Consider the following 11660-nt stretch of genomic DNA (forward strand, 5'->3'; position numbering starts at 1 on the left):
AGCAACGGATGAGCACATGGAATCGCAAGCGGCTGGTCGCAGCGGGGGCTGCGGGCGTCCTCCTGGTCGGGTCGGCGGTGGTGCCGTCACCGGCCCAGGCCGAGCCGGGTGACACCGGCGAGGTGGAGGTCACCGTCGACATCGAGGAGATCCAGGAGCCGGGAGTGCTGGCGATGTCGATCGCCGGGGACTCGGTGGCGTTGACCGAGGACGGCTCGACGTTGCTGGTACGCCAGTTCGTCGGCGGGCTGCCGACGGTCACCGTCACCGACACCCGCACGGCCGACGAGGCACCCGAGGGTGCGGCGTGGGCGGTGCTGGGCAGCGCTACGGATTTCGTCGGTAGCGCCGGTCAGGCGCCGATCGCCGCCGGGCATCTGGGCTGGAAACCGCGACTGCTCGACGGCGGCGACACCGGCCTGGTCAGCGCGGGCGAAGAGGTCGTCACGGTGTTGGACGAGCCGACGCAGCCGGGGAACAACGTGGGCCTGGTCGACCAGGAACTGCTGGTCTCGACGTTCGACTCGGGTGCGGTGACCGGGGACGCGTACTCGGTCGACGCCGACCTGTTCCTGCGCACCCCGGCGGATGTCGCAGCCGGTTCGTACACCTCGACGTTGACCCTGTCCCTGTTCGAGTGACGGCCGGTGCGGTGGCACGCCACCGCACACCCGGGGGTCGCCGACCGGCGGCCCCCGGTCCGTACTATCCCGACCTCGAAGGACTGTGATGATCCGATTCCTGCCACGGTGGGGGGCGGTGCTGGTCGCGATGTCGACCATCGTGCTGTCCGCACCGGTCGCCGTGTCGGCGGAGCCGACCGGTGCGACGGTGACCTGGGCGGTGCAGCCGGCGGACGCCCGGGGCCCGGACGGCCGTCGGTGGATCGAGCACACGCTGGATCCGGGTACGGTGCTGACCGAGCACCTGGCGGTGCGCAACTTCGGCGACGCGCCGGTGGTGTTCGCGTTGCAGGCCGCCGACGGCTACCTGACCGACAAGGGGCGGTTCAACATGCTGACCTCCGGCCAGGAGTCGGTGGACGGTGGAACCTGGATCACCCTGCCCGAGACGGTGACCGTCGGAGCGAAGCAGACGACCGTGGTGCCGTTCACAATCACCGTGCCGCCGGACGCGACGCCGGGGGATCATCCGGCCGGTGTCGCGGCCACGGTGACCAGCGCCGGGGGCACGGTGGCGGTGCAGAGCAGGGTCGGGTTCCGGGTGATGCTGCGGGCCAGCGGCACGGTCACCGCCGCAGTCGCGGTGGGGGATCTCAGCGTCAGGTACGAGAGGTCGTGGAATCCCTTCAGCCCCGGCGATGTCCACCTGACGTTCACGGCGCAGAACAACGGCAACGTCGCGGCGACCGGTGACGGCAGCGTACGGGTGGGCGAGTTGTTCGGCCTGGCGGGCCGGAGCGCCGCCACCGACGTGCCGGAGCTGCTACCGGGCGACGGGCGACAGGTCGAAGCCCACGTCGGCGGGATCTGGGGGCTGGGACGGCTCACCACCACTGTCGAGGTCACCCCGACGGTCGTCTCCGGTGATCCGGGCGGCGCCGATATCCGGCCGACCACCATCACCGTGACCGCGTGGGCGCTGCCCTGGCCACAGCTGGTCCTCGGCGTGCTCGTCGGCACGCTGCTGCTGGGCTGGCGGACCATCAGCCGCCGACGTCGTCGGAAGCTCGCCCGGCTGCTCGAACAGGCCCGGGCCGAGGGCCGCGAGTCCGTCCGCGTCGCCGACTGATCAGGACGACGGCAGTGGACCACCATCCCGGTATCGGTCTGGACGACCAGAACTTTTCCCATCTGAACAAAAAGATGACGACCTATTGCAGAAAGCGGCGTCATCGCGAGGATGATCCGATGCGTCGTCTCCCTCGGGCTCACGGCCGTGTCGCCGCCGGTCTGCTCGCTCTGGCCCTTGCCGCCAGCGTCGTCCTTCTCGGGACCGCCACGCCTGTCTCGGCGCACGGCACCCTGGCGATGTCCACACCGGCCGATGGCGCCACCGTCGACGAGGCCGTGACGGCCGTGCAGCTCATCTTCACCGAGCGGGTCCGCGAGGACGCGTACTTCACCGTCACAGCTCCGGGCGGCGCCCGGGTCGACAACGGCTGGACGCATGGCGAACCCCGCACACTGGACCGTCCGGTGCGGGAGTACTTCCTGGTCGACGGGGTGTTCGAACCGCGCGAGTACACCACCGGTTTTCCCGCGGTGGTGGCCCTCGCGCACCTGCCCGCCGCCGGCCAGTACTCGGTGAGCTACCTGTCGGTGGCCTCGGACGGTGACCCGGTGCGCGGCACGGTCACCTTCCGGTACACCGGTAAGCCGACGGCCGCGCCGCCGAACTGGCAACCGCCCACCGGTCAGCCGGATCCGTCGTTGCTCGCCGCCGCCGAGCAGCACGGAGACACCGGATCGCAGCAGGCAGCCGGCGACACCACCCCAGTCGCCCCGACGGCACCGGTCCCGTCGGTCGCCGCCGCGCCACCCACCTCGGACGACTCGGGCGGCACCGGCCTGTTGGGCTGGGCCGCCGTGGTGGTGGGCGTGGCTGCGGTCGCCGGCTTATTCGCCTGGCAGCGCCGTCCGGCCCGCGTCGAGCGGAGTCGCAAGGCGGTACGTCGGTCCGCTGCCAACCGACCTCGCGCCAAGCCGACCACGAAGGCCAAGGGGCGGCGTGCCACAGGTGGTGCACGCACGGCTGCGGTCCCGGCCGCTCGGCGAGGCGCGAAGGCAGCCACGGTACCGGCGGCGACCCCGGCCCAGCAGGCGGTCACCACCGCACCGGTGGCGCACGGCGAACCTGCGGAAGCCGCCGCTGCGGCACCGGCGGACGGATCCGCGTCGACCGGCTGGTGGCAGCGCGTCGGCGACACCCGGCTCGCGTTGCTGGTCGGGGGACTTGTCCTGACGCTGCTGGCCGGGTTCGCCCTCGGCCGGATCGGCACCGACGACGACCCCACCTACACCGCGCAGCCGCCGGGCACCGCACCGGGCGGCGGCCGAAACGCGGCGCCGGCGGTGTCGGCCGGCGACGGGCACCAGCACGGGCCGGGGACCGGCCCGCACACGCATCCAGGTGACGGCCAGGACCAGGCCACCGGTACGACGGTAAGCGTCGCCGGGTACACGCTGAAGCCGGTGCTGCGCTCCCAGGCGGCCGGCGCGACCAGCGACTACCGGTTTCGGGTGGTGGGGATCGACGGGCAGCCGGTGACCCGCTTCGCGGTGGTGCACGACAAGCCGCTACACATGATCGTGGTCGGCCGTGACCTCGGCGGATACCAGCACCTGCACCCGACGATGGCGGACGACGGCACCTGGAGCGTGCCGCTGAAACTCACCCGACCCGGCGGCTACCGCATCTACGCGGACTTCACCGTGACCACGGCTGACGGCAAGGGACTGCCGCTGGTGCTCGGCGTCGACCACGAGGTGCCGGGCAACTACCAACCGGCCGGACTGCCCCCGCCGCAGCCGCAGACGAAGACCGGTCCGTACACGGTGTCCTTGGCCGGCGCGCCCACCATCGGGATGACCGTTCCGCTGACCCTCCGCGTCGACCGCGACGGGGCGGCCGGGCCGGCGTCGTTGGAGCGTTACCTGGGCGCGTACGGGCATCTGGTGGTGGTGCGCGAGGGCGACCTGGGTTTCCTGCACGTCCATCCGGAGCCGGAGCTGGTCGACGGCGCGGTGAAGTTCTGGCTGACCGCGCCGAGTGCCGGTCGTTACCGGGCGTTCTTCGACTTCCAGGTGGACGGGAAGGTGCACACCGCGGCGTTCACGATCACTCTGGCCTGAGATCCTCGTCCACCCGGACATCCGCCGGCACCGGCTCACCGGCCGCCAGGACGGCGCCACGAGGGGTGTGCCAGTAGAGCACCTCCCGCCCGGAGCGGCGTTTGGTCACCATGCCCGCGTCGAGCAGTACCCGCAGGTGGTCACCGACCGCGCCCAGGGACAGCCCGGTGAGCGCGGCCAGGTGCGAGGTGCTCAGCGGCGTGCCCAGCTGGCTCAGGATGGCGGCGCGGTTCGGGCCGATCAGCCGGTCCAACCCGTTCGGCGTGGGCGGGGACACCTCGGCGAGGATGCCGCTGGCCGGGTAGACCATGCCGAACCGGTCGTGGTCCCACACCACCCAGCCCTTGGCGCAGTGCGCCGGGACGAACACCAGTTGTGCGGCCCGGTCGAGCGGCAGCGGCGCGGCGGGGTGGTCGTTGACCTGGAGCCAGCCGTCGCCCAACCAGCGCATCCCGGGGTTGAGGTCCGCGAACAGGCCCGCCCACCCGTGGGCGCTCAGCCGCGAGGTGCGGGCCACCACGTCGGCCCGCAGCCGGCGTTCCCGCTCCGGCCACTCCGGGCGCACCGTGTGGGTCCAGACCCAGTCGAGCAGGTGCACCACCTGCTCGGTCAGACCGTCCTGGCACAGCACCTCGGCGAGCGGTCCCGGCCGGGTCGCCCGCAGGTCGGCGCGGATCCGCTCGTCGGAGCGGGCGGCGACGACGGCAAGTTCCTCGGCGAACGTCGGCGTCGCCGTCGCGGGCGGCAGGGTGAGGAAATCAGCGATCCACCGCGGCGCGAAGGCCGCCGCCAGCAGCGCCGGAAGCACCGGCCGCCGCGCCAGCATCCGCTGGTACGCCCCGAGGTGCGGCCGTTGCCAGGAGTGTTGCCACGGGTGGCGGGGGCTGTGCAGCGCCTTCAGCGCGGCCACCGTGTCCGTCATCGGCGAGATGACGAAGCGACTGCCCGCCAGCAGATCCACCGGCACTCGCCACAGCGACATGTTTCGCCCCCAGCCGTAACACTACGCCGCCCGCGTCGACGCCCCGACGATCGTCGGCGTGAGGACGTACTCGGAACTGTTCGCCGTGACCGAATTCCGCAACCTCTTCGTGGCCAACTGCGCCGGCATCGCGGCGCACACCACGTCGGCGCTGGCCCTCGGTTCGCTGACCTACACCGTGACCGGTTCGGCACTGCTCACCGCGCTGAGCATGTTCGGCGCGCCGCTGGCCAGCGTGTTCGGCAGCCTGACGTTGCTCTCGGCGGCCGACAGCCTGCCGCCGCGCCGGGCGCTGACCCTGGCCGCGTTGGTCGGCCTCGCCGGTGCGGTGCTACAGGCCGTTCCCGGTCTGCCGCTGTCGGTGCGCTTCGTCGTGATCCTGCTCGTGGCGTACGTCGGGTCGGTGACGGGCGGTGCCCGCTGGGCGTTGATCAACGACATTCTGCCGGCCGACGCGTACGTGCTGGGCCGGTCGACGATGAACGTGAGCGTAGGCGTCATGCAGATCGCCGGCTTCGGGGCGGGCGGTCTGCTGCTGGTCTGGTTGAGCCCCTACCAGGTGTTCCTGGTTGCCGCCGCGCTGCGCGCGCTGGCCGTGGCGGTGACCTGGCTCGGGTTGCGGGAGCGGCCGGCGCGGGCCGGTGAGCGGACCTCGACCGCCCGCACCATGCGGATCAACCGGGAGCTGTGGTCGGACCCGGGACGCCGGTCGCTGTATCTGAACCTGTGGCTGCCCAATGGACTGGTCGTCGGCTGTGAGGCGCTGTTCCTGCCGTACGCGGGGGACCGGGCCGGTTTCCTCTTCGCCGCCGGTGCCCTGGGCATGCTCGCCGGCGATGTGCTGGTGGGGCGGTTTCTGCCGGTCGCGGCGCGGCAGCGGTGCGTGTTGCCGCTGCGGCTGCTGCTTCCCGTGCCCTACCTGGTCTTCCTGATCCGTCCGGAGCTGCCGCTGGCGATGCTGCTCGCCCTGGTCGCCTCGGTCGGGTTCGCGGTCTCGCTGCCGTTGCAGGAGCGGCTGATCGCCGGCTCCTCGCCGCAGGCCCGGGGCCAGGTGCTGGGCCTGCAACAGAACGGGATGCTGGCCGGTCAGGCGGTGTTCGCGGCGCTGGCCGGTGCGGTCGCCGACCTGCTGCCGACCCACCGGGCGGTGGCCGTGATGGCGGGGCTGTCGCTGGTCACGACGCTGCTGCTGACCCGGGGCCTGCGACGGACCGCGCCGGTGCCCGTCGGATGCAACCGATCGGCGCCCGCCGACGTCCGATCGGCATGAGCATTCGTCGAAGCGGGCGACTGGCGGTCGTCCCCCTGCTGTTGCTGACGTCCGCGGCCTGCGGCCAGCAGGCCGGTGACGCCGGGTTGGGAGAGGCGGACTCACCCGAGCGGTCCTACTCCGCCGACGCGGTGGTGTTCCGGATGGAGCACACCGGCGGTTTCGTCACGCCGGCCATGCTGGCCACCCGGCTACCCGCGATAAGTGTCTACGGTGACGGTCGCGTGATCACCCAGGGGCCGGTGCCGTTGATCTATCCCGGTCCGGCGCTGCCCAACCTTCAGGTGGGCACGATCAGCGCCACCGAGGTGGCGGAACTGCTCAAGGCGGCCCGCGCCGCCGGGGTGGGCGGCCCGGCCGACTTCGGCACGCCGCCGGTCGCCGACGCGCCCGCGACGCGCTTCACGATCCTCGGTGACAACGGCGTCGAGGAGCTGGAGGTCTATGCCCTGGCCGAGTCCGGCGGGGCGCAGACCGGGCTCACCGCCGACCAGCGGGCGAAGCGGGACACCCTGCGGGAGTTCGCCGACTCGCTGACCGCCGAGTCCGGTCCGCTCGCCGCCGCGGCGACGGATACACAGCCGTACGCGCCGACCGCCGTCGCCGCCGTGGCCGAGCCCTGGGTCGCCAACGCCGACGCCGGCGAGCAGCCCGAGGTGGCCTGGCCCGGGCCGGCGCTGCCCGGCGCCGAACTCGGCGAGGGCCTGGGCCTGGGTTGTGTCACGGCGACCGGTGACGAGGCGCAGCAGGTGCTGACCGCCGCGGCGGCGGCGAACGCGGCCACCCCGTGGGCCTCGGACGGCAAGCGGTGGACGGTGGCCCTGCGACCGCTGCTGCCCGACGAGACCGACTGCGGCGACCTGGCCACCAACCGCTGATCCCGGCTCCGGGCGGCCGTCGACCGGCCGCCCGGACGCCTCCCTCGGGCTGGTGGCGGCGGCCGGATAGGCTGCCGCGCGATGAGCAAGACGCTGTCGCGCATCCTGGTCTACGGGATCCACGGCTCCGGCAAATCCACCCTCGCACAGCGGCTGTCCGAGCGGCTCGGGCTGCCCTGGTACCCGGTCGACGACCTGCTCTGGGAGCCCAACTGGGTCGAGGTGCCGGTGGCGCGGCAACGCAGCCGGATCGAGGCGATCTGCCGCCGGGACCGCTGGATTCTCGACGGGGCGTACCACGGTTGGCGGGACGTGCCGCTGGCCCGCGCGGACCTGGTCATCGGGCTGGACTACCCGCGCGGGCTGTCCTTTCGCTGGTTGTTGCGGCGTACGCTGCGCCGGCTGTCGACGGGGGAGGAGATCTGCAACGGCAACCGTGAGTCACTGGGCAGCGTGCTGTCCACCGAGTCGGTCCTGGTGTGGCACCTCACCGAGTTCGGCCGGGAACGGCGTCGACTACGGGCCTGGCACGCCGATCCGAGTGGACCGCCGGTGTTGCTGTTCGAGACTCCGGACGCCCTCGAACGCTGGTTGAACGGCTCGCCGTCCCGGTGACGGTCCGGCGTGCGGCGGTTCCGGTGGTGCCTGGACGGGGCAGGGGATCACCGTCGAGGCCGTGCCGGACCCGACCGGCGCTACGGTGGGCGGATGGACGAACTCGTGGCGCTCTACCTGGAAGGTGACATTTCGGGAACCGTCACCGGCACCGCGCCACGCAGTACCGTACGTGCCGGCAACCTGCCGCACGCCGCGACGGCGGTGTTGCTGCGCGACGAGCAGGACCGCGTGTACGTCCACCGCCGCACCGACACGAAGGACGTCTATCCGGGCATGCACGACGCCTTCGCCGGTGGTGTCGTGCTGGCCGGCGAGGACCCGTCCGAGGCGGCTGCCCGGGAACTCACCGAGGAACTGGGCGTCACGAACTGCGAGATCCGGCCCTGCCTGCGGTACTGGTACGCCGACACGCGCACCAACTACCTCGCGTACGTCTTCGAGGCCCGCTACCGGCGGCACCACTGCGGCCCGGTGGTGCATCAGCCCAGCGAGGTCGCCGAAGGGTGGTGGCTCGACCTGGCCGAGCTGGTCGCCCGGCTCGCCGACCCGTCCTGGCCGTTCGTCCCCGACGGGCGGGTCACCCTTGATCACTACCTGCGCCAGATGCCGGCCTAGCCGGGGGTCGAGCTTGGCCAATCGTCGTGACGACGGCGGTGGCACCGACGAAGATGGGCACATGGGGCGGTTCCTCCGAGGGCGCGTCGAGACGACCACGGAGATGCACCGGACGACGCGGTACGAGATCTTCTTCGATCTGGTGTTCGTCTTCGCGCTGACCCGGATCACCGCCTACATGGCTGGTCGCTCCTCGCCACTGACCCTGCTCCAAGGCCTGGTCGTCCTGTTGCTGCTGTGGATCTCCTGGCTGATCTACGCCTGGCTGGGCAACCAGGCTCGCGCCGACATCGGGCTGATCCGGGCCGGCACCACCGCCGTCATGGGTCCGATCTTTCTCATCGCCGTGGTCATCCCGAACGTGTGGGAACCGAACCCGGGTCCGCGCCTGATCCTGGTGTTGTCGTATCTCGTGGTGCGGGCGGTCCACCTGGTGCTCTATCGCCGGGCGGCCGAGGGCGACCGGCGGCTGCACCGCACGTTGCGCATCTACACCGTGACCACCGCGCTGTCCTGGATCCCGCTGGTCCTCGGTGCCGTCTTCGGCGGCAACGCGCAGTTGCTGCTCTGGACGGCGGCGGTCGCGGTCGACTTCGCCGGCGGACTTGTCGCCTCAAGAATCAGCGGGTGGCCGTTGCGCAGCTCCGAGTATTTCATCGAACGGCACACCCTCGTGGTGATCATCGCGCTCGGCGAGACGTTGATCTCTGTCGGCGCCGGCATCGGCTCCGAAATGATCAGTGGTCCGACCATGTTGGCCGCGCTGCTCACCCTCGTCGTCACGGTCTGCCTGTTCCGGCTGTACATGCTGAATTCGGTGGCGGCGGGCGAGGCGCTGATGGCTGAGCGCGGTCCGCGACGGGATCGGCTAGCCGCCAACGCCTACAGCGGCGGCCACTTCGCGCTGGTCACCGGGACGATCTATCTGGCGCTCGGGGTGCACGAGGTGATCGCCCCGCTGGCACATCATCGACCCTGGCACGCCGCCGAGTCGGGTCTGGCCTGGATCTCGGCCGTGGCGCTGTTCGGTGGGGTCGCGCTGTATCTCGCGGGCGAGGTGCTGTTTCGTGGGCTCAGCGTCCGATCGGTGTCCCCGGCGCAGCTGCTCGCGCCCGCGGTGGCCCTGGCGCTGCTGCCGGCCGGACGGTACCTGCCCGGCCTGGTTGCCCTCGGCCTGCTCGCCACCTTCCTTGTGGTGCTCGTCGGCTACGAACGGGTCTTCGGCGCCGGTCGTGCCGCCCACCCTTCCGGGTCAGAAGCCGAGGTCGGCCCTTCCGCCGACCACCGGTAGGCGCAGCTCACTGCGGTGCGGTGCGACCCGCAGCCGGGTGCCACCCAGCGGAAGCAGGGTGTACTCCTGGTCGCTGGAGAAGATCACCAGGCCGATCCGGTGCCCCGCCGGAAAGACGTGGTCCTTGGGCTCCAGGGTCCACCGCAGGTCGTACAGTCTGCCCTGGCGCAGCGGGTCGGTGCGCGACGCACTGCGGCGGTTCTGCGGGTCCATCCAGCCGCGGGTCACCACCGCCGGCGCGGCGGTCGAGCCGGCCGGTCCATAGTCGACCAGGTAGGCGGTGAGGTTCGCGTCCGGTTTGTTGTCGATCGCCAGCCGCAGCCGCAGCTCCGGACGGCCGGACACGCGGACGTCGCGGGGCAGCGTGGGAGACAGGTAGGCCAACCGGTGCGGGCTTGCGGTTTCCGGGTCGGCGACCAGGGTGTCCGGGTGGATGGTGCGCCCCTCGTCGACGAAGCGTTGCTCGACGGAGCGCTTCGGCGCCCGGGCGGAGGTGAGCGCGCCGATCGTGGCGTCGGTGGCGGCCAGCCGCAGCGCGACCTCCCGGCTGCCCGGATCGGGCCAGTCGGCGTACGTCGTGTAGCCACCGTCCTCGCGCTGCACCACGGCCGTCGGCTCGTCCATGATCCCGTTGGGCACCTGCCACAGCCAGTGGTCGAACCAGCGGTTCTCGGTCTGCTTCCACGTCCAGGTCCGGCCGTCCGGCAGGGTCACCGACGCGGTGTTGCCCGGGCCACCGTGCCCGCCCCGGTGCAGCCAGATCTTGCGCGGTACCCGGTGCCGGGCCAACTCGTCCCACCAGCCGGCGAAGTGCTCGGTCTTGACGTTCCAGTCGTTGAGGCCGTGCACGACGAGCACGCTGGCCCGCACCTGCCGTGCGTCAAGGTAATCACGGTCGCGCCAGAACGCCGAATAGTCGCCGGTGACCCGGTCCTGCCGGGTGCCGAGCGCCGCGATCTCATCGGCGCAGCGACCTTCGGCCCGGGCCCGACCGGCGGTGAACCCGGCCAGCACGTCGGTGTCCTCACCCTGATAGGTCCCCGGTGCCACCACCAGGCCGTTGGCGCGGTAGTAGTCGTACCAGCTGCTGATGGCGGCCACGGGCACGATGGTCCGCAGCCCCGGGACGCCGGTGGTAGCCACCTGGTTGGGCAGGGTGCCGTTGTAGGAGACACCGGTCATGCCGACGGCTCCGGTGGTCCAGCCGGCGGTGACCGGCGTGCCAGCCGCGTCGTACCCCTTCGCCCGCCCGTTCAGCCAGTCGATCACCGCTCTGGTGCCGAGCGTCTCGGCCCGGTCGCCGCTGGTCGGGCAGCCGTCGGAATCGCCGGTGCCGACGCTCTGCCCGAGCACCACCGCGTAGCCCCGGGGCACGTAGTAGTCGTCGAGTGAACCGGGCAGGTTGGCCTTTGTCACCGACCGCTGCACCGCCACGTCGGACGTCCGTCGGCCGGCCCGGCGGTCGACGCGGTTCTGCGGCAGCTCGTCCACCAGCACGCTCGGGTACGGCACGTCATACCAGACGTCCTTGCGGTACGGGCTGTGCTCGAAGATGACCGGCACCTTGAATCCCTCGGTGGCGGTCTCCCGGGGCCGGGATATGTCGATCGCCACCCGGTCGAGGCGGCCGTCATGGTCGGTGTCCACAGTGGTTTGAACGTAAACCCGCTCCTCGATCGCGTCGGCGAGCGAGAACACCGGTTGGGTCATGCCGTCGACGACCACGATTCCCGGTGTGGCGGTGGGTGCGGTCCGCGCCGCCGCCGGAGCCGCGTGCAGCACCAGCGTGCCGGACAGACCGATGCCGAGCAGTGCCAGCAGGTAGGGGGACCGACGCACGGCGTCTCCCTTCGGAGTTTAGACATTTACACCTTGCGATGTTATCGCTCACTGGCTACGTTTCGGAGGCAGGAGCGAAGGGCACGCTCCGACGTCCCCCGCCCGGTCGGTGACCAGGCGAGCCGAGGCGCGTTGCGCCGGCTGACGGGCACTGCGGGCCCCGTGCGGGACGGGTCACGCCGCCGGTCCAGGGCGGCTGACGGTACGTCGCGGGAGCCGTGGCACACGCCGAGCATCGCCGCTCCGGGCCGCCCACCTGACCTGACAGCCCGAACGGTGTCGCACCGTACCCAGGCGCATACCCCGCGGTACGCCGGCCGTTCCCGGCGCCGCCACCAGGGCGATGCGCCGC

Annotated in this window: 10 protein-coding genes; 8 read left to right on the forward strand and 2 right to left on the reverse strand. The window is 71.7% G+C overall.

Annotation, left to right across the window (positions count from 1 at the left end; genetic code table 11):
* The first annotated feature begins 8 nt into the window (after positions 1 to 8).
* The 3 genes from Vse01_RS00255 (at position 9) to Vse01_RS00265 (ending at position 3815) form a co-directional block, all read left to right on the forward strand.
* Positions 9 to 641 (forward strand): hypothetical protein, encoded by a 633-nt coding sequence (locus Vse01_RS00255; RefSeq protein WP_093402112.1) that lies wholly within the window; start codon positions 9 to 11, stop codon positions 639 to 641.
* Positions 642 to 729: 88 nt separating this feature from the next.
* The gene (locus Vse01_RS00260; RefSeq protein WP_232511066.1) at positions 730 to 1752 is read left to right on the forward strand and encodes a DUF916 domain-containing protein; all 1023 of its coding nucleotides are present in this window, start codon (positions 730 to 732) and stop codon (positions 1750 to 1752) included.
* Positions 1753 to 1871: 119 nt separating this feature from the next.
* Positions 1872 to 3815: a copper resistance CopC family protein gene (locus tag Vse01_RS00265; protein WP_093402113.1), complete on the forward strand. Its 1944-nt coding sequence runs from the start codon at positions 1872 to 1874 to the stop codon at positions 3813 to 3815.
* Here Vse01_RS00265 and Vse01_RS00270 read toward each other — a convergent pair.
* Positions 3802 to 4797: a helix-turn-helix domain-containing protein gene (locus tag Vse01_RS00270; RefSeq protein ID WP_093402114.1), complete on the reverse strand. Its 996-nt coding sequence runs from the start codon at positions 4795 to 4797 to the stop codon at positions 3802 to 3804. The two genes, Vse01_RS00265 and Vse01_RS00270, sit on opposite strands and share 14 nt — an antisense overlap.
* A gap of 58 nt (positions 4798 to 4855) precedes the next feature.
* Between Vse01_RS00270 and Vse01_RS00275 the strand changes: the two genes are divergently transcribed.
* The 5 genes from Vse01_RS00275 (at position 4856) to Vse01_RS00295 (ending at position 9469) form a co-directional block, all read left to right on the forward strand.
* Positions 4856 to 6067, forward strand: a complete 1212-nt coding sequence (locus Vse01_RS00275; protein ID WP_093402115.1) for an MFS transporter — start codon at positions 4856 to 4858, stop codon at positions 6065 to 6067.
* A complete protein-coding gene (locus Vse01_RS00280; RefSeq protein ID WP_093402442.1) occupies positions 6064 to 6945 on the forward strand; it encodes a hypothetical protein in 882 nt (293 codons plus the stop codon). Before Vse01_RS00275 ends, Vse01_RS00280 begins: the two co-directional genes overlap by 4 nt.
* Positions 6946 to 7026: 81 nt before the next feature.
* Positions 7027 to 7560, forward strand: a complete 534-nt coding sequence (locus tag Vse01_RS00285; RefSeq protein ID WP_093402116.1) for an AAA family ATPase — start codon at positions 7027 to 7029, stop codon at positions 7558 to 7560.
* A 93-nt stretch (positions 7561 to 7653) separates the two neighbouring features.
* On the forward strand, positions 7654 to 8178 hold the full coding sequence (locus tag Vse01_RS00290; protein ID WP_093402117.1) for an NUDIX hydrolase: 525 nt from the start codon (positions 7654 to 7656) through the stop codon (positions 8176 to 8178).
* Positions 8179 to 8239: 61 nt separating this feature from the next.
* Complete coding sequence (locus Vse01_RS00295) at positions 8240 to 9469, forward strand: low temperature requirement protein A (RefSeq protein WP_093402118.1); 1230 nt, start codon at positions 8240 to 8242, stop codon at positions 9467 to 9469.
* Here the strand turns inward: Vse01_RS00295 and Vse01_RS00300 are convergent.
* Positions 9431 to 11308, reverse strand: a complete 1878-nt coding sequence (locus Vse01_RS00300) for a Xaa-Pro dipeptidyl-peptidase (protein ID WP_232511067.1) — start codon at positions 11306 to 11308, stop codon at positions 9431 to 9433. The genes Vse01_RS00295 and Vse01_RS00300 overlap by 39 nt on opposite strands.
* Between the last annotated feature and the right edge of the window lie 352 nt (positions 11309 to 11660).

This window comes from Micromonospora sediminimaris, from assembly GCF_016863575.1.
In the GTDB taxonomy this organism is placed as follows: Bacteria; Actinomycetota; Actinomycetes; order Mycobacteriales; family Micromonosporaceae; genus Micromonospora; species Micromonospora sediminimaris.

Excerpts from the sequence above, each read along its gene's own strand:
- Vse01_RS00290 (WP_093402117.1), top strand. The coding sequence starts at position 7,654 with ATGGACGAACTCGTGGCGCTCTACCTGGAAGGTGACATTTCGGGAACC.
- Vse01_RS00260 (WP_232511066.1), top strand. The coding sequence starts at position 730 with ATGATCCGATTCCTGCCACGGTGGGGGGCGGTGCTGGTCGCGATGTCG.
- Vse01_RS00285 (WP_093402116.1), top strand. The coding sequence starts at position 7,027 with ATGAGCAAGACGCTGTCGCGCATCCTGGTCTACGGGATCCACGGCTCC.
- Vse01_RS00255 (WP_093402112.1), top strand. The coding sequence starts at position 9 with ATGAGCACATGGAATCGCAAGCGGCTGGTCGCAGCGGGGGCTGCGGGC.
- Vse01_RS00295 (WP_093402118.1), top strand. The coding sequence starts at position 8,240 with ATGGGGCGGTTCCTCCGAGGGCGCGTCGAGACGACCACGGAGATGCAC.
- Vse01_RS00270 (WP_093402114.1), bottom strand. The coding sequence starts at position 4,797 with ATGTCGCTGTGGCGAGTGCCGGTGGATCTGCTGGCGGGCAGTCGCTTC.
- Vse01_RS00280 (WP_093402442.1), top strand. The coding sequence starts at position 6,064 with ATGAGCATTCGTCGAAGCGGGCGACTGGCGGTCGTCCCCCTGCTGTTG.
- Vse01_RS00265 (WP_093402113.1), top strand. The coding sequence starts at position 1,872 with ATGCGTCGTCTCCCTCGGGCTCACGGCCGTGTCGCCGCCGGTCTGCTC.